The organism is Klebsiella sp. PCX (assembly GCF_021869705.1).
GTDB lineage: Bacteria > Pseudomonadota > Gammaproteobacteria > Enterobacterales > Enterobacteriaceae > Klebsiella > Klebsiella quasipneumoniae.
In genome coordinates this window covers 1,419,334-1,436,291 of sequence record NZ_CP091527.1, presented here as the reverse complement: position 1 = coordinate 1,436,291, position 16,958 = coordinate 1,419,334, and the positions used below count along the sequence as shown (strand labels likewise).

Annotated in this window: 15 protein-coding genes; 11 read left to right on the top strand and 4 right to left on the bottom strand. The window is 57.9% G+C overall.

What is annotated here, in order from left to right; all coding sequences use genetic code 11:
* Positions 1-5: 5 nt before the first annotated feature.
* A complete protein-coding gene (locus tag GQR96_RS06675) occupies positions 6-209 on the bottom strand; it encodes an MbtH family protein (RefSeq protein WP_032455062.1) in 204 nt (67 codons plus the stop codon).
* Positions 210-236: 27 nt separating this feature from the next.
* On the bottom strand, positions 237-1,445 hold the full coding sequence (gene fes / locus GQR96_RS06670; RefSeq protein WP_065905008.1) for an enterochelin esterase: 1,209 nt from the start codon (positions 1,443-1,445) through the stop codon (positions 237-239).
* Positions 1,446-1,704: 259 nt separating this feature from the next.
* On the opposite strand from fes, the gene fepA reads away from it, so the two are divergent.
* The 7 genes from fepA to GQR96_RS06635 all read left to right on the top strand — a co-directional run bounded on the left by fepA (position 1,705) and on the right by GQR96_RS06635 (position 10,090).
* On the top strand, positions 1,705-3,933 hold the full coding sequence (gene fepA / locus GQR96_RS06665) for a siderophore enterobactin receptor FepA (RefSeq protein ID WP_236948501.1): 2,229 nt from the start codon (positions 1,705-1,707) through the stop codon (positions 3,931-3,933).
* Positions 3,934-3,999: 66 nt separating this feature from the next.
* Positions 4,000-4,659 (top strand): enterobactin synthase subunit EntD, encoded by a 660-nt coding sequence (gene entD / locus GQR96_RS06660; protein ID WP_065905012.1) that lies wholly within the window; start codon positions 4,000-4,002, stop codon positions 4,657-4,659.
* A gap of 117 nt (positions 4,660-4,776) precedes the next feature.
* On the top strand, positions 4,777-5,718 hold the full coding sequence (locus GQR96_RS06655) for a D-ribose ABC transporter substrate-binding protein (protein ID WP_004178959.1): 942 nt from the start codon (positions 4,777-4,779) through the stop codon (positions 5,716-5,718).
* Positions 5,719-5,728: 10 nt separating this feature from the next.
* Positions 5,729-6,337, top strand: coding sequence for a DUF2291 family protein (locus GQR96_RS06650; protein ID WP_004885712.1), 609 nt, complete (start codon positions 5,729-5,731; stop codon positions 6,335-6,337).
* Positions 6,337-7,863, top strand: coding sequence for a sugar ABC transporter ATP-binding protein (locus GQR96_RS06645; protein ID WP_044521535.1), 1,527 nt, complete (start codon positions 6,337-6,339; stop codon positions 7,861-7,863). The genes GQR96_RS06650 and GQR96_RS06645 overlap by 1 nt, the downstream gene beginning before the upstream one ends.
* 1 nt (position 7,864) lies before the next feature.
* A complete protein-coding gene (locus tag GQR96_RS06640; protein ID WP_065905014.1) occupies positions 7,865-8,953 on the top strand; it encodes an ABC transporter permease in 1,089 nt (362 codons plus the stop codon).
* A gap of 153 nt (positions 8,954-9,106) precedes the next feature.
* On the top strand, positions 9,107-10,090 hold the full coding sequence (locus GQR96_RS06635; RefSeq protein WP_048296995.1) for an Rpn family recombination-promoting nuclease/putative transposase: 984 nt from the start codon (positions 9,107-9,109) through the stop codon (positions 10,088-10,090).
* Here the strand turns inward: GQR96_RS06635 and GQR96_RS06630 are convergent.
* The gene (locus tag GQR96_RS06630; RefSeq protein WP_004885703.1) at positions 10,080-11,030 is read right to left on the bottom strand and encodes a sugar-binding transcriptional regulator; all 951 of its coding nucleotides are present in this window, start codon (positions 11,028-11,030) and stop codon (positions 10,080-10,082) included. The two genes, GQR96_RS06635 and GQR96_RS06630, sit on opposite strands and share 11 nt — an antisense overlap.
* 311 nt (positions 11,031-11,341) lie before the next feature.
* Here GQR96_RS06630 and GQR96_RS06625 point away from each other — a divergent pair, with 311 nt between their 5' ends.
* From GQR96_RS06625 to GQR96_RS06610, 4 genes are read left to right on the top strand one after another with little or no spacing between them, the layout of a single operon-like run.
* The gene (locus tag GQR96_RS06625; protein WP_004885699.1) at positions 11,342-12,172 is read left to right on the top strand and encodes a transketolase; all 831 of its coding nucleotides are present in this window, start codon (positions 11,342-11,344) and stop codon (positions 12,170-12,172) included.
* The gene (locus GQR96_RS06620) at positions 12,165-13,115 is read left to right on the top strand and encodes a transketolase family protein (RefSeq protein WP_044521532.1); all 951 of its coding nucleotides are present in this window, start codon (positions 12,165-12,167) and stop codon (positions 13,113-13,115) included. The genes GQR96_RS06625 and GQR96_RS06620 overlap by 8 nt, the downstream gene beginning before the upstream one ends.
* Before the next feature lie 34 nt (positions 13,116-13,149).
* Positions 13,150-14,568: an L-fucose/L-arabinose isomerase family protein gene (locus GQR96_RS06615; protein ID WP_004885694.1), complete on the top strand. Its 1,419-nt coding sequence runs from the start codon at positions 13,150-13,152 to the stop codon at positions 14,566-14,568.
* A 14-nt stretch (positions 14,569-14,582) separates the two neighbouring features.
* The gene (locus GQR96_RS06610; protein WP_062914500.1) at positions 14,583-16,082 is read left to right on the top strand and encodes an FGGY family carbohydrate kinase; all 1,500 of its coding nucleotides are present in this window, start codon (positions 14,583-14,585) and stop codon (positions 16,080-16,082) included.
* Between the two features lie 62 nt (positions 16,083-16,144).
* Here the strand turns inward: GQR96_RS06610 and GQR96_RS06605 are convergent, their stop codons facing one another.
* Positions 16,145-16,750, bottom strand: coding sequence for a glutathione S-transferase family protein (locus GQR96_RS06605; protein ID WP_004885688.1), 606 nt, complete (start codon positions 16,748-16,750; stop codon positions 16,145-16,147).
* Positions 16,751-16,958 lie beyond the last annotated feature (208 nt).

Below are 16,958 nucleotides of genomic sequence, written 5' to 3'. Positions count from 1 at the left end.
GCTCCTTATGCCGCATGATGAGCGGGGGTCAGTGTCGGCCAGTTGGCCGCCAGCCACGCGTTGCACGCCTCGACCGACTGCGGAGGGCATACCACCGTCCAGCCGGCAGGCAGCGCGCAGTGCCCAGGCCACAGGCTGAACTGCCGCTGGTCATTGCGCAGAATGTAAAACTGCCCTTGCGGATTGTCGAAGGGGTTACTGAATTGCATATCAAACTCCTGTCGTAAAGCGCTGTGCTAAGGGGGCGACAGCAGAGGCTGCCAGAGCTGGATAAGCCCCGCCGTCAGCCCGCCGCGCCAGCAGAGCGCATCATGCCCGCCGTCAACCTGACGCCAGAAAATTGTCTGCTGCGTTGGGGTGAGTTGCCCCAACAGCGCCTGGTTAGCGCGGAAAATAATCGGTTCTCGCTGGCCCGCCTCCAGCCAGATGCGCAGCCCGGTCGCGGACGCCTCGCCCTGGCGCAAACGTTCGCCGATGAAGCCCGTCCCGCTGCCATCGCGATGCGGCCACCAGTAGGAGCCTGACTGGCTGAGCACGCAGCCAAAGCGCTGCGGCCAGTTGAGGGCGGCGAACATTGCCGCCAGGCCGCCGAAGCTTTGCCCGGCCACCACCGTCCGCTCCGGGCGGTCGCTGAACGGGACGTGACCGCGGACCAGCGGCAGGAGCTCCTCCTGCACCGCCAGCCAGAAATCGCGATGACAGGGCAGCTCAACCCCGCGGCGCTGGTTGTCGATCGCGTCGATCAGCAGGTAGACCGCCGGCGGCAGCCTCCCCTCGCGGGTCAGCGCGGCCAGCGGCGACCACACCGGCATGCTTTCGGCCCAGAACTGGCCGTCAAGCAGGATCGCCAGCGGCCGTGTTTGCGGATCGACAGCCTCGCCGGGGGTGTAGATCCAGACCCGGCGATGGTTGCCCAGACGCGCGCTGCGCCACTCAAGGCAATGGGCGGGAGGATGCGCTCCATTAAGCTGGTCCCAGCCGGGCTGCGCCGGCGCCTGCGGCATCTCCAGAGCCGAGACCCCATGGCCGCGTCCACCCCGCCAGCTGTGCGGGTTCAGCGGATCGGCTATCGCCCGCGGCAGCAGTTTGCGCCAGCCTTCGCGCAGCAGCGCGCGGTCCGGCTTATCAGCGCTGAACACCTCAGGGGAAAAATCATCGTCACGGTCGGAGGGAATAAAGCAGTAGCTGCCGCGCCAGGTCGGCGACAGCGTGGTTCGCCAGCACCAGGCGTCGGTCCCGGGCAGACGTTGCAGCGATTGCGGCCGCGCATTCTGATGGTGGTCGGTCACGCCGGTGATATAGAGCCATACCCGACGGCGCGGAGAACGCGTTTCATCCCCTGCCGGATCCCGCCACCAGAACGTCACCTCGATGGCGTCATCCACCGCCCGGGACTGCGGACCCTGCAGGGTTCGCCACCACTCCTCGCTTCCTGTCGTTAACATTCAGTCATTAACCCTATGTATCGCGTGACTTTTTTAATTAATTGTCATTCTTTATTGATAATATTATTGATAACTATTTGCATTTGCAATAGCGTATTAGCGCGCCGTGGGAAGCGCGTCTTTCACAACACATGTCGAAGAGAGCTTATTCAGCTAGCGACGGAGTGCCTTTGCCCTCTTCCGGCAACATTTATGCCGCCTCCCCTCCCGGTGGGAAGGGGCGTTTGGGGAACGTGGCGACAAAAAAGCAGGAATAACAATGAATAACAGGATCAAATCCCTGGCCTTGCTGGTCAATCTGGGAATTTACGGGGTTGCTTTTCCGTTAAGCGCAGCGGAAACCGCCACCGACGATAAAAACAGCGCCGCGGAAGAGACCATGGTGGTCACCGCCGCCGAGCAGAACCTGCAGGCGCCGGGCGTCTCCACCATCACCGCCGATGAGATCCGCAAACGTCCGCCGGCGCGCGACGTCTCGGAGATCATTCGCACCATGCCGGGGGTCAACCTGACCGGCAACTCCACCAGCGGCCAGCGCGGGAATAACCGCCAGATTGATATCCGCGGCATGGGCCCGGAAAACACCCTGATCCTGGTCGATGGCAAGCCGGTCACCAGCCGCAACTCCGTGCGCCTCGGCTGGCGCGGCGAGCGCGACACCCGGGGTGACACCAGCTGGGTGCCGCCGGAGATGATCGAACGCATCGAAGTGATTCGCGGCCCGGCCGCCGCCCGCTACGGTAACGGCGCCGCCGGCGGCGTGGTGAATATCATCACCAAAAAAACCGGCGATGAGTGGCACGGCTCCTGGAACACCTATATGAACGCCCCGGAGCACAAAGACGAAGGCTCCACCAAGCGCACCAACTTCAGCCTCAGCGGCCCGCTGGGCGGCGATTTCAGCTTCCGCCTGTTCGGTAACCTCGACAAAACCCAGGCCGACGCCTGGGACATCAACCAGGGCCATCAGTCCGAACGCACCGGGATCTATGCCGACACCCTGCCGGCCGGGCGCGAAGGGGTAAAAAATAAAAATATCGATGGCCTGGTGCGCTGGGAATTCGCCCCGATGCATGCGCTGGAGTTTGAGGCCGGCTACAGCCGCCAGGGCAACCTCTACGCTGGCGACACCCAGAACACCAACTCCAACGACCTGGTAAAAGAGAACTACGGCAAAGAGACCAACCGTCTGTACCGCAATACCTACTCGGTCACCTGGAACGGCGCCTGGGACAACGGGGTGACCACCAGCAACTGGGCGCAGTACGAACGCACCCGCAACTCGCGCAAAGGCGAAGGTCTGGCCGGGGGCACCGAGGGGATCTTTAACAGCAACCAGTTCACGGATATCGATCTGGCGGATGTGATGCTGCACAGCGAAGTCAGCATCCCGTTCGACTATCTGGTTAATCAGAACCTGACGCTGGGCAGCGAGTGGAACCAGCAGCGGATGAAGGATAATGCCTCCAATACCCAGGCGCTGTCGGGAGGAGAAATTCCGGGCTACGACAGCACCGGCCGCAGCCCGTACTCGCAGGCGGAGATCTTCTCCCTGTTCGCTGAGAACAACATGGAGCTGACCGACACCACCATGCTGACCCCGGCGCTGCGTTTCGATCACCACAGCATCGTCGGCAACAACTGGAGTCCGTCCCTTAACCTGTCCCAAGGGCTGTGGGACGACTTCACGCTGAAGATGGGCATCGCCCGCGCCTATAAAGCGCCGAGCCTGTATCAGACCAACCCGAACTACATTCTCTACAGCAAAGGCCAGGGCTGCTACGCCAGTCAAGACGGCTGCTATCTGCAGGGGAATGAAGATTTAAAAGCCGAGACCAGCATCAACAAAGAGATTGGCCTTGAGTTTAAACGCGACGGCTGGCTGGCGGGCGTCACGTGGTTCCGCAACGACTATCGCAACAAAATTGAAGCGGGCTACGCCCCGGTTTATCAAAATAATAAAGGCACCGACCTCTACCAATGGGAAAACGTGCCGAAAGCGGTGGTGGAAGGCCTGGAAGGGACGTTGAACGTTCCGGTGAGCGAGACCGTGAACTGGACCAACAACATCACCTATATGCTGCAGAGTAAGAACAAAGAGACCGGCGATCGGCTGTCGATTATCCCGGAATACACGCTGAACTCCACGCTGAGCTGGCAGGTACGCGATGACGTTTCGCTGCAATCGACCTTTACCTGGTACGGCAAACAGGAGCCGAAGAAGTACAACTATAAGGGTCAACCGGTTACCGGCAGCGAGAAGAACGAGGTCAGCCCCTACAGCATCCTCGGCCTGAGCGCGACCTGGGACGTCACCAAATACGTTAGTCTGACCGGCGGCGTGGATAACGTCTTCGACAAGCGCCACTGGCGCGCGGGCAACGCCCAGACCACCGGGGGTGCCACCGGCACGATGTACGGCGCCGGCGCCGAGACCTACAACGAATCGGGCCGCACCTGGTACCTGAGCGTCAACACCCACTTCTGATAGCGGGTTCTCCCTGCCCCGCCCTTGCAGGATAAAGGGCGGGGACAACCACGGTATTCTTGCCCTATGCGCATCCATCACGCCACCCTGCCGCTGGCCGGCTATACGCTGCAGCAGATCGATTTCGACCCGGCGACTTTCCAGCCTGAAGATCTGTTGTGGCTGCCCTACCACGCCAGCCTGAGCGGCTGGGGCCGCAAGCGGCAGGCGGAGCACCTGGCCGGGCGCATCGCCGCGGTGTACGCCCTGCGCGAGGTCGGGGAAAAACAGCCTCCCGCCATCGGCGATCGGCGCCAGCCGCTGTGGCCCGCGCCCTGGTTCGGCAGCATCAGCCACTGCGGCCAGCGCGCGCTGGCGGTGGTCGCTGACCGGCCGGTGGGGGTCGACATCGAGCGCCGGTTTACGCCACTGCTGGCGGCGGAGCTGGAGAGCAGCATTATCAACGAGGTGGAAAAAAAGGTGCTGTTACACAGCGGCCTGCCCTTCCCGCTGGCGCTGACGCTGGCCTTTTCGGCGAAAGAGAGTGGGTTTAAGGCCTGGTCCTCTCACGCTTTAGCCCTGCCCGGCTTCCACAGCGCCCGGCTTGTGGCACTCACTGCGCAGCAGATCCATTTACGTTTTACCGCCAGCTTCTCCGTACAGCTTGCTCATTTCACCTTGCAAATCAACCATCTGATAAAAGACGATTTCGTTATTACCTGTACCTGCCCGCCTCGCGAAGCGTGATCCTTTTCGCTTTTTAAGAAATTACCTGTGCAAACCGTAGACAGTTCTGGCTGTCCGCTTTATGGTTACATTGAATAATAAATCATTGTTGAATATATATTCAATGCGGAGATGATAATGAAAACTACCCTGATAAAGTCTGTTCTGTTTGCCTCCATGATGGCCGCATCTGGCTCACTTTTCGCCGCCGATAATGGCCTGATCGCAATCATTACCCCTTCACATGATAATCCGTTCTTTAAAGCCGAGGCTGACGGCGCAGCGGCGAAAGCGAAAGAGCTGGGTTACAGCACCCTGGTCGCCTCGCACGACGATGACGTCAACAAACAAAACCAATTGATTGAAACGGCTATTGCGCGGAAAGCCAAAGCCATCATCCTGGATAACGCTGGCGCGGATGCCACCGTCGGCCCGCTGGAAAAAGCAAAAGCGGCAGGTGTGCCGGCATTTTTAATCGACAGAGAGATCAATAAAACCGGCGTCGCCGTGGCGCAGATCGTCTCTAACAACTATCAGGGCGCCCAGCTTGGCGCAGAAAAATTCGCCAGCCTCCTCAACGGTAAAGGCAAGTATGTCGAACTGTTAGGTCGTCAGTCCGACACCAACGCCAGCGTCCGCTCGCAGGGTTATCACGATGTGCTGGACGACTATCCGGAAATGAAAATGGTCGCCCAGCAGACGGCGAACTGGAGCCAGACGGAAGCCTTTACCCGTATGGAAGCTATTCTGCAGACGAATCCGGATATCGTCGGTGTGATTTCCGGCAACGATACCATGGCGCTGGGGGCGGAAGCGGCGCTGAAAGCCGCAGGTAAAAACGACGTGATTGTCGTCGGCTTCGACGGCAGCGACTACACGCGCGACTCGATACTCAAGCAGGGCAACATTAAAGCCACGGTTCTCCAGCCTGGCTGGAAGCAGGCGCAAATGGCCGTGGAACAGGCGGACTTTTTCCTCAAGAACGGGAAAGCCCAGAAAGAAGAGAAGCAGTTGATGGACTGCATCCTCATCGATAGTGGCAATGCGAAAAAACTCAACATGTTCAACCTCAGCGAGTAAGGCGGAAATGATGCGGTTAAAACAATGGGGCGCCGTGCTGATGGGCTGCGCCGCCCTGTTGCTGACGGCCTGCACGGTGGTGGACTTAGATGAGAATGGCAAGCCAGTGCTGCCTGCCGACCCGAACGCGAAACCCAGCTTCGACCATCTCACCCCGCAGCAGATCGCGCAACAAACCTGGCAATCTCGTGTGATTGACGCAGCGAACCAACATGCGCTGGACGCGACTGCGCTGGAAAAAGTGCGCCAGGCGTCTGGCGCTACGCCACAGAGCGTCTTTGTCCACCTGAACAGCGAGGTGACCGGGATTGACGTCGGCAACCCACGCGAGCAAAAGCTCAAACTTACGCTACACGGCCAGCCGTTGGTCGTGCAATTAGGTCCTGTCATGCGAGGCAATGCCATCCGCGATGCCAGCGGTTTCAAATTTGAAGACTTTACCAACCAGGTGCAGTTTGCGCAGCTTTCACGCGCCTACAATCGAGAGGCTATTAAACAGTTGCCGAAAGTGGACGCGAGCTGGACAGGCAAGCCTGTCGATATTCTCTTTGCGGTCACGGTTATTAACGGCAGTCTGCAGGATGCGGCCGCTCTTCAGCTAAAACAGGAGGTGCGCTGATGGCCAGTTCACCCGCAGAGGATATCATTTTACGCACCCGTGGTATTTCGATGTTGTTCCCCGGCACGGTGGCGTTGGATAACGTCGACTACAACGTCTGGCGCGGCAAAGTTAACGTGATCATCGGCGAAAATGGCGCCGGTAAATCAACGCTCATGAAAATTCTCGCCGGTGTGCAACAGCCGAGCCTGGGTGAAATGGAGCTCAACGGCAACATAGTCCATTTCTCCAGCACCCGCGAGGCCGCCGCCCACGGCATTGGTATGGTCCACCAGGAGCTGAACCTGTTTGAAAATCTTAGCGTCGCGGAAAATATCTTTCTTGGTCGCGAGCTACAGCGCGGGCTGACGCCAATTAACGAAGCAGAGCAGGAACGACAAGCCGCGGAGCTGTTGCAGCGACTCGATCAGCCGATCTCGCCGCGGGAGCTGGTGGGTAACCTGAAGGTCGGTCAGCAGCAGTTGGTCGAAATAGCCAAAGCGCTGGCGGAAAATGCGGACATTCTGATCCTTGATGAGCCCACTTCAGCCTTAAGCAAAACCGAGGTGGATATCCTGTTTCGGGTCATCCGCGAACTGACGCGTCAGGGGGTGTCCATTATCTACATCTCACACCGTCTGGAGGAGCTGATGGCCATCGGCGACGTCATTACCATACTGCGTGACGGCAAATTCCAGGCGGAGGCTAGGGTGAGTGAAATTGATGTGCCATGGATCGTCCGTGAAATGCTGGGCAGCGATCCGGTAAGCCATTTTCTTCCCCCGGATCGCCGCTTCGGCGCCCCACTGCTGGAAGTGGAGAACCTGACCTGCGTGAATGCCGCGGGCAATACGGTGGTGGATAACGTCAGTTTTAAAGCACATGCCGGTGAAATTATTGGGATCTACGGTCTGATGGGCGCCGGGCGAACCGAGCTGTTTGAATGTCTGCTGGGGACAGCGCGCCACTACTTTGGCAAGATCTGGCTGGACAGCAAACCGGTTCCCCAGCGGTTAACCACGGCCGAACGTATCCGCATGGGCATGAGTCTGGTGCCGGAAGATCGTAAGCGGACCGGGATTTTTCCCATCTCGTCAGTCGCCAGCAATCTGACCATTGCCAGCCTGTGGCGTCGTCTTCAGCGCGGGTTAACCATTGCCACTAAAAAGGAAGAGGCCGTCGTCGCCAGCACGATTGGCAATCTCTCCATTAAGGTCTCATCACCAGAGGTCGAGATCCAGGCGCTCAGCGGCGGCAATCAGCAAAAGGTGGTTATTGGCCGTTCGCTGTTAACCAATCCGAAGGTGCTGTTTCTTGACGAGCCTACGCGCGGAATCGACATCGGCGCCAAGGGGGATGTGTTTCGCATGATGGTGCAATTGTCGCAGCAGGGAATGGCAGTGGTGTTCTCCACCTCCGATTTAAAAGAAATCATGGCGGTCTCTGACCGTATCCTGGTGATGTCAGGCGGCAAACTGACCGCCGATATCGTTCGTGACCAGGCCGAAGAGTCGGCGCTGGTTTCAGCAAGCGCTCAGGGGTTCTAAGATGAAAATGACACAATCGGTCGCACTGGCGCCGCGCGGCGGAGCCTCTCTCTCCCGTGAAAATATCCTGCTGTTGTTATTAAAACTGCGCACCTTTATCGCGCTGTTCCTGATTGTCGGCTTCTTCACGATGACCGTGCCCGGTTTTTTATCCGCTGGCAGCATGGTGATTATGATTAAACACATTGCGATTAACGCCTTTCTGGCGTTGGGGATCACCTTTGTCATTATCACTGCCGGTATCGACCTTTCGATTGGCGCTACGCTCGGTCTCTGCGGAATGATAGCCGGCTGGCTTATCACCAAAGGGATCGTCTTGCCGATGTTCGGCATCGCCATTTTTCCAAGCGTGTGGGTCATTGTGCCCCTGGTGCTGCTGATAGGCGCGCTGATTGGCGCCGTTAATGGCTGGATCATTACCCGCTACAATGTGGCGCCGTTTATCTGCACCCTCGGTACCATGTATGTGCTCCGCGGAGCCGCGATGCTGACCTCTGATGGCCAAACCTTCCCCGGGCTCGCGGGCAATCCGCAGCTGGGCAACACGGGTTTCGATGAAATTGGCGCAGGTGCGCTCTTTGGCATCCCGTGGGCCATCTGGCTGATGATCCTGCTGGCGCTGATCATCGCCTATATCGCGCGGCGTTTGCCCTTTGGCCGCCATGTTTACGCGATCGGTGACAACGAGCGCGCCGCCGAGCTCTCCGGCGTGAAAGTGAAGCAAATTAAAGTGCTGGTCTACACGCTGTCCGGTTTTTGCGCCGCCATTGCCGGGATAGTGGTCTCCGCGCAGCTGCTGGCCAGCCATCCGGCTAACGGTACCGCTTTTGAGATGAATGCTATCGCCGCCGTCGTACTGGGCGGAACATCACTGGCCGGCGGCCGGGGAACCATCCTGGGTACGCTGATTGGTGCGTTTGTCATCGGTTTTCTCGCCGACGGGCTGGTGATGATGGGGGTGAGCGAGTTCTGGCAGATGGTCATCAAAGGGATCGTGATTATTGTGGCGGTCATTATCGATCAGATGCAAAACCGGATGCAGCAGAAGGCGGCGGTGGTCGCCCAGAAAGCGGTCATGGCGAATAAGTAACCGCAAGACCTCCTGTGGCTCAGACCACAGGAGGCGAGACTGACTCACGATGCGCCTTTCTCCGAGGCGCTTCGCAAAACCTCATCGAAAAATCCTGCCCGACAGCAAGCGGTGGTAGCATCCCGCCACTCTGCTCTGCCAGGCAAGGAAGCCATGAAAAAACGTCCTCACTCGACCCCGCACGACAGTCTGTTTAAGCGCTTTCTGCGCGACAGCGAAACCGCACGCGATTTTCTGGATATTCATCTGCCGCCCGCGCTGCGGCAACTGTGCGACTTAAGCACTCTGCACCTGGAATCCGGGAGCTTTGTTGAGGACAACCTGCGCGCCAGCTATTCCGATATTCTCTACTCTCTGCAGACCAGCAAGGGAGAGGGCTATATCTATGTGGTCATTGAGCATCAGAGCACCCCGGACAGCCATATGGCATTCAGACTCCTGCGCTATGCCCTCGCGGCCATGCAACAGCATCTTGATCGCGGCCATAAAGCGCTGCCGCTGGTAATTCCCATGCTGTTTTATCATGGCAGCATTTCTCCCTATCCCTTTTCACTGTGCTGGCTGGATGAGTTTCCACCTGACTCACCGGCAAAACAGCTTTATCTCGGGGCCTTTCCGCTCGTCGATGTGACCGATATTCCCGACGACGCCATATTACAGCATCGGCGGATCGCGCTTCTGGAACTGGTCCAGAAACACATCCGTCAACGCGATCTTAGCCATATCCTCCAGCAGTTGGTGGAGGTGGTGCTGATGGGATACACTGACCACCAGCAGTTCAAAACGTTATTTACCTATATGTCGCTGCATGGTAATAGCGCCGACCCGGATAACTTTATCGACCAGTTGGTCGAACGTCTGCCGCAATATGAGGATACCCTGATGACGATTGCCGAGTACCTGAAGCAGAAAGGTCGCGAAGAGGGAAAACAACGCTGGTTACAGCAAGGCCAGCAAGAGGGGCTTCAGGAAGGTTTACAGGCGGGTGAGCATCGCGAAGCCTGCCGCATCGCGCTGATGATGTTAGAGAACGGTATGGACACTGAAACCGTGTTGCGGATGACTCGCCTCAGCGCGGACGAACTGGCGACGCTGGCACGCCAAGCACGCCAGTCTCCACCCCCGCTTAGCCCTTAATTAACGCGCGCGCGGTCGGGAAGTCGGTGATCAGGACATCAATATAGTCGCCCTGCAACGCGCCGCGGATGGCGTTCTCTTTGTCCACGCCGCCGGCCAGCGCAATCACCTGCGGACAGCGACGAATTTGCTCAAGCTCCATCCCGATCACCGGATCCTCATCCTGGCTCAGTACCGGTTTGCCCGCCGCATCATAGTAATGCAGGCAGATATCCCCCACCGCGCCGCGCTCCGCCAGCAGCTGGAGCATGCTTTCATTATAATAGTTACCGGAGTTTTTCAGCAGCTGAGAAGGCTCCAGTTCACCAATACCGACGATGGCCACATCCACTTCGGCAAATTTCGCCACCACCGCCGCGACGTCCGGGCTGTTTACCAGACGGCTGCGCTCCTCCACGGAATGCTCAATACTCTGCGACGGCAACAGCCACGCCGGGCAGCCTAAATGCGCCGCCAGCTGCTGGGTTAAAATGGTAGCCTGCACGTTGCCGTTGGGACCGACACCGCCCAACAGCTGAATCACCCCGGCGGCGCGAATATTCTGCGGATGCATCTCATCCACCATGCAGCGGATCGTACTGCTCCAGGACGAGATCCCCACGAGGTCTTCCGGCCGCAGCCGCGTTTCGACATAGTGCGCCGCCGCGCTGCCGATGGCATGCTTTACCTGGCTGTAACTGGCATTCTCGCCCACATCCACGACTATCGCTTGTCGAATGCCAAAACGCTCCTCAATCGCCTTTTCCAGATCGACAAAAATGTTTGTCGGCTGGACTACGGTAATTTTCACCAGCCCCTCTTTCTGGCAGCGGGTAAGCGCCCGTGAAACAAAAGACTGGGACAGATGCAGCAGCGAGGCGATCTCGGACTGCTTTTTATTCTCGCTGTAGTAAAGCGTGGCGATCTTCACCAGCAACCGCTGTTCATCCTGCTTCGACATGGCATTCCCCTCTGTTTTCTGCTCGTTATTTTTATGCATCATTGAATAGATAACAAGCGCAGCGCCCTTTTCCCGACGATCCAAATGTGATCGTTTTCTCCTTTTTTAGAAAATAGGCCGTACAAATCGTGGACAAACCCCGTCGCAGGGCATATCTTACCTATGTGAATAATAAATCAGTAGTGAATATATATTCAATCACTTATTAATACCTTGTTTTGTCGACGATAAAAGGTAGTCAGGATGGAAAGTGTTTTTTTACCCTGCTGGAATATTTATTCATATAAGAATTTACTTTCAAGAGGTGTTTTATGAATCCGTTTTCACTCTCCGTTAAGGAGTTAGAACAAAAAGCACGCGCCATCCGCCGCCGCATCATCGTCTTAAATGCGGAAAGCCCGGCAGGCGGCCACACCGGTGCAGATTTGTCACAAGTCGAACTTCTGACCGCCCTCTACTTTCGCATCCTTAACTGCTCTCCTGCGCTAGAAAAGAGCGACGAGCGCGATATTTATATTCAATCGAAGGGGCACGCTGTCGGCGGTTACTACTGCGTGTTGGCCGAGGCAGGCTTTATCCCCCTTGACTGGCTGGCAACCTATCAACACGCCGACTCGCATCTGCCTGGACATCCGGTGAAGCACAAGACGCCGGGTATTGAGCTCAATACCGGCGCATTGGGCCATGGTCTGCCCGTGGCGGTAGGCATTGCGCTGGCAGCGAAACGCGATAACAACCCCCGTCGCGTATTTGTCGTCACCGGCGATGGCGAACTGGCGGAGGGCAGCAACTGGGAGGCCGCGCTGGTCGCCGCCCACTACCAGCTGGATAACCTTATTATTATCAACGACAAAAATAATCTGCAGCTGGCCGGTGCGACCAAAGAGATCATGAATACCGACCCGCTGGATGAAAAATGGCGCGCTTTCGGCATGGAGGTCACACAGTGTAACGGCAACGATATGGCGGAGGTGGTCGCCACCCTTGAGCGCTTGCAGCCGAACGGGAAACCACACGTCGTGATTGCCAATACCACCAAAGGCGCAGGTATTTCATTTATTCAGGGAAGACCCGAGTGGCATCACCGGGTACCGAAAGGAGAAGAAATTGAACTGGCGCTGGAGGAACTGAAAGATGAGTAATAGCGAACATCTCGCCACGGTGATGGTGAATGCCTTTATTGATGCCGTAGACCGCGGCGTGGATCTGGTGCCAGTAGTGGCTGACTCCACCTCAACGGCGAAAATTGCCCCATTTATCAAAAGATTCCCTGGCCGGCTGGTCAACGTCGGCATCGCCGAGCAGACGCTGGTTGGCGCTGCCGCCGGCCTGGCGCTGGGGGGTAAAGTGGCCGTGACCTGCAACGCGGCGCCATTCCTTATCTCACGTGCCAATGAGCAGATTAAGGTCGACGTTTGCTACAACAACACCAACGTCAAACTGTTCGGGCTGAACGCGGGCGCCAGCTACGGTCCGCTGGCCAGCACTCACCATAGCATTGACGATATCGCCGTTCTGCGCGGTTTTGGCAATATTGAAATTTACGCGCCGTCCAGTCCCGGCGAGTGCCGACAGATTATCGATTATGCCCTTGCCCACATCGGGCCAGTGTATATCCGCCTCGATGGTAAAGCGCTACCGGAACTGCATGACGAACATTACCGGTTTATTCCGGGCAACATTGATGTGCTGCGTTCGGGGCGCGATGTTGCGTTGGTTGCTATGGGCTCAACGGTACATGAAATAGTGGAAGCCGCCGCACAACTCGCTGCAGAAGGTATTGACGCCACCGTTATCAGTGTCCCATCTATTCGTCCTTGTGATACCCAGGCGCTACTAAAGGCAATACAGTCCTGTCCGGTCGCGATCACGGTGGAAGAACACAACGTCAACGGCGGCGTCGGGAGTCTAGTGGCGGAAGTGCTGGCCGAGGCCGGGTGCGCTATCCCTTTGAAACGCTTAGGTATCCCTGACGGGCAATACGCCATTGCCGCCGATCGCGCCGCCACGCGCGCGCGCCATGAAATCGATGCCGCCGGGGTGGCGAAGCACGCCCGCAAGCTGCACACAAAAAAAGCATCCTGAAAAATAACAAGAACATCTTACTGGAGAGAACGCAATGTCCCGTATTCCTCAACAACTCACCATGGGCGTCATTATTGGCAATCGGGGATTTTTCCCCAGCTATCTGGTCGCCGAAGCGCGCGAACAGGCGGTAGCCCTGTTTAGCCGCCTTGGGATTAACACCATTATGCTTGATCCATCCCAGACGGAACTGGGTGGCGTGGAAACCCGGCAGGATGCCAAAATTTGCGCCGAGCTGTTCCGCACCCACCGCGACAACATTCACGGTGTCGTGGTGCTGTTACCCAACTTTGGTGATGAAAAAGCCATCGCCGAGACGCTGCGCCTCTCCGGTCTCAACGTCCCGGTGCTTATTCAGGCCGAAGAGGATAATCTGGATAAAATGGGGTTGTCGACGCGCCGCGATAGCTTCTGCGGCAAAATTTCCCTTTGCAACAACCTGCGCCAGTACGGTATCCCGTTTACGCTGACCACCCAGCACGTTTGCGCACTTAGCGGCGAGGTGTTTGAGCAGGATCTCCGGCGCTTCACGCAGATATGTCGCGTGGTAAACAGTATGCGCGGTGTACGCGTTGGCGCGATTGGCGCCCGTCCTGCGGGCTTTAACACCGTGCGCTACAGCGAAAAACTGCTCGAACGTTTGGGCATCGCAGTGGAAACGTTAGATCTATCCGAGGTATTTACCCGGATTAAGTGCCTGCGTGATGACGATATTCGTGTGGATGAGAAGCGCCGCCTGCTGATCGATAATGCCGACGCCAGCGGTATTCCGGCAGATAAACTGATCACTATGGCAAAACTGTTTGTGGTCCTGAGCGAGTGGATTGTTGCCAACGATATCGACACCACCGCGATTCAGTGCTGGACCTCGCTACAGGAAAATCTGGGGATTAACGTCTGCTCCATCATGAGCGTGATGTCCGGACAACTGATGCCAAGCGCCTGTGAAGTCGATGTCATGGGCGCGCTCTCCATGTATGCACTCGCCAGCAGCAACCTGAGCCCCGCCTCGATCGCGGACTGGAATAATAACTTCGGCGACGATCGCGATAAATGTGTGCTGTTCCATTGCGGGAACTTTGCCTCGGCCAGTCTCGAGTCGCCGCACATGGGAACGGCCGATATTATCGGCACCACCGTCGGCAAAGAAAACACCTGCGGTGCCGTGCATGGTCGCATGAAAAGCGGCGCGCTGACCTATTTTCGCCTCAGCACTGACGACCTGACTGGCGAAATCAAGGCCTACGTCGGCGAAGGCCAATCGGTTGACGATCCCCTGGATACGGTAGGCTGTCGGGCGGTCATTCAGGTTCCCCACCTGGAAAATCTGCTGTCGTGGATCTGCCGTAACGGCTTTGAGCACCATGTCGCGATGAACCATTCTGCCAGTGCTTCAATTCTGCACGAGGCGTTTACGCGATACCTGGGCGTGTCGACCTATCTCCACCAGTAAGGCCGGAGGCCGCTATGTCGGTAAACAAGGATATTATTATTGCCCTCGATGAGGGCACGACCAATGCCAAAGCCGTTGCCTTCGATAGCCACGGGCGGGTAATCGCGCAATTTTCCCGCGCGCTTGAGATCGCTACGCCTCAGGAAGGATGGGTAGAACAGTCAGCGGAGCTTCTGCTTGCCGCGTCGCTGGAGGTGATTTCTCGCACAGTGGCCGCTGTTGGCGCGGAGCGTGTGGCGGCCCTGGCGATCAGCAACCAGCGCGAAACCGTCGTGGGCTGGTATCGGGAAACGGGCGAGGCCATAGCGCCCGCCCTGAGCTGGCAATGTTCACGTAGCGCCACATTTTGCCGCTCGCTGCGTGAACAAGGCCATGAGCCGCAGATCAAGGCGGTAACCGGTCTGCCAATCGCCCCGCTCTTTTCCGCCTCGAAAATGCGCTGGCTGTTGGACCACACGCCGGATGGCCTCAACCGGGCGAAAGATGGCGAGATTTGCCTCGGTACGGTGGATAGCTGGCTACTCTGGCACCTGACGCAAAGCCAGCAATTTTGTTGTGATTACGCGAACGCGTCTCGTACGCAGCTCATGAATCTGCAAACAGCGGACTGGGATACCGATATGCTCGCCCTGTTTGGCATTCCGCGTGCAGCACTCCCGGTGATAAAACCATCGAGCGGCCTTTTTGGTTACACCGCTGGTTTAGCCACCCTCCCTGATGGGATCCCGGTAATGGCGATGATTGGCGATTCACATGCCGCCCTTTTCGCCCACGGTCTGGGCGCCGCCGGTTGCGTTAAAGCTACTTACGGTACAGGAACCTCGGTGATGGCGCCCGTCGATTCGGTGGCGTGTCACGTCAGCAATCTCGCCACCACGGTGGCCTGGCACGACGGAGAAAAGCTGGTCTATGCACTGGAGGGGAATATTCCCCATACTGGCGATGCGGTGGCGTGGATGGCCGACAGTACGGGCTTGAGCGAACTCTCTCCCGTTGAGCTGGCCCAGGCGCTGAATGCTCTGCCTCGCTCGGTAGACTCCACCTTAGGCGTCTTTTTTGTACCTGCCCTCACCGGCATGGGGGCGCCCTGGTGGGACGAGAATGCCCGCGGACTGATCCATGGGTTAAGCCGGGGGGTGAAGCGTGCCCATCTCATTCGTGCCGCGCTCGAGTCTATTACCTACCAGATTGCCGATGTAATCACTGCGATGCGTGCCCATCATGGCTTTACGCTCAACACGCTGCTGGTGGATGGGGGCCCCACCAAAAACGACTGGTTAATGCAGTACCAGGCCGACCTGCTGGGTTGTCCGGTGATGCGCAGCGATGTGGCCGAGCTGTCAGCGACCGGTGCGGCACTGCTGGCGCGTAAAGCGTTGCACAAGCTGACGGTGGCAGAGCTTCAGCCCTTTTTGCCAGAACACATCACTTATGCGCCAGACCCGCTCCGGCATCATCGGCTTGTGCAGCGATGGCAGTCCTGGCAACACGCGGTGACGCTGGCAAGACGCTGAGCGCAACCCAGCCGGGCGATAACGTCTTCGTCCGGCTGCAATCCAACGCGCCATCCCCGCCGTTAACTCAGCGGATACTGTTGAAACGCCGGCAGCGCCTCCCCCTTCTGCGCCAGCGCGCGAATATGCGCAAACTCCGCTGCCGGCACCACCGCCGGGATCATCAACTGGATAAAGGACCAGACCACCGTGCTGGTGACCATCACCTGGTCCGGATGCGCGGCGACAGCGCGGTCTGCCAGCCGGGCGTCCCATTCCCGACAGGCGGCGAGCAGCTGGCCGGTCACCCGGGCTATCCACGGCTGATGCTGCTTCTCTTCCGGCCGCAGACGGTGCTCATAAACATGCTGGACCGCTTTTTCACTGGCGGCGAGGATCACCCCCAGCAGGTGCAGGTCGTGGGCCAGCGCCTCGGGATGAGCGGGAAGCAGCCGACGCCCGGCGGGGTTGGCCGTTTCGAAATAATGGAGGATCAGCGTGGAGTCCATCAGCTGCGTCCCGTTATCAAGAATCACCGTCGGCGCCTTGACCACCGGATTAATACGGGAAAATTCGTCAAAGCCGCTAAAGACCGATAGCGGCAGGCTCTCGAATTCCACGCCATAGAGCGCCAGAGAAACCGCCACGCGTCTTACATAAGGTGAATCCATCATACCAATGAGTTTCATCGTCACTCCTGCCTGCGATAAAGGGGTTGCTGGCTTACCTTACTGGAAAACCCGCCCCGCGAATATCAGGGGATGCTTACCGCAATGGTTAGGAAAACTAACAAACTGGCGCCACGGGGTAGTCCGCCGGTCTCCCCTGTGCTATACCGACTGAGACAGCCTGCATCCCCTCGACAGCCTGTTCACGGCGGCTATAAAACCCGCTAAC

Bases quoted from the DNA above. Each gene is read 5' to 3' on its own strand.
- GQR96_RS06675 (WP_032455062.1), bottom strand. From the start codon at position 209: ATGCAATTCAGTAACCCCTTCGACAATCCGCAAGGGCAGTTTTACATT.
- fes (WP_065905008.1), bottom strand. From the start codon at position 1,445: ATGTTAACGACAGGAAGCGAGGAGTGGTGGCGAACCCTGCAGGGTCCG.
- fepA (WP_236948501.1), top strand. From the start codon at position 1,705: ATGAATAACAGGATCAAATCCCTGGCCTTGCTGGTCAATCTGGGAATT.
- entD (WP_065905012.1), top strand. From the start codon at position 4,000: ATGCGCATCCATCACGCCACCCTGCCGCTGGCCGGCTATACGCTGCAG.
- GQR96_RS06655 (WP_004178959.1), top strand. From the start codon at position 4,777: ATGAAAACTACCCTGATAAAGTCTGTTCTGTTTGCCTCCATGATGGCC.
- GQR96_RS06650 (WP_004885712.1), top strand. From the start codon at position 5,729: ATGCGGTTAAAACAATGGGGCGCCGTGCTGATGGGCTGCGCCGCCCTG.
- GQR96_RS06645 (WP_044521535.1), top strand. From the start codon at position 6,337: ATGGCCAGTTCACCCGCAGAGGATATCATTTTACGCACCCGTGGTATT.
- GQR96_RS06640 (WP_065905014.1), top strand. From the start codon at position 7,865: ATGAAAATGACACAATCGGTCGCACTGGCGCCGCGCGGCGGAGCCTCT.
- GQR96_RS06635 (WP_048296995.1), top strand. From the start codon at position 9,107: ATGAAAAAACGTCCTCACTCGACCCCGCACGACAGTCTGTTTAAGCGC.
- GQR96_RS06630 (WP_004885703.1), bottom strand. From the start codon at position 11,030: ATGTCGAAGCAGGATGAACAGCGGTTGCTGGTGAAGATCGCCACGCTT.
- GQR96_RS06625 (WP_004885699.1), top strand. From the start codon at position 11,342: ATGAATCCGTTTTCACTCTCCGTTAAGGAGTTAGAACAAAAAGCACGC.
- GQR96_RS06620 (WP_044521532.1), top strand. From the start codon at position 12,165: ATGAGTAATAGCGAACATCTCGCCACGGTGATGGTGAATGCCTTTATT.
- GQR96_RS06615 (WP_004885694.1), top strand. From the start codon at position 13,150: ATGTCCCGTATTCCTCAACAACTCACCATGGGCGTCATTATTGGCAAT.
- GQR96_RS06610 (WP_062914500.1), top strand. From the start codon at position 14,583: ATGTCGGTAAACAAGGATATTATTATTGCCCTCGATGAGGGCACGACC.
- GQR96_RS06605 (WP_004885688.1), bottom strand. From the start codon at position 16,750: ATGAAACTCATTGGTATGATGGATTCACCTTATGTAAGACGCGTGGCG.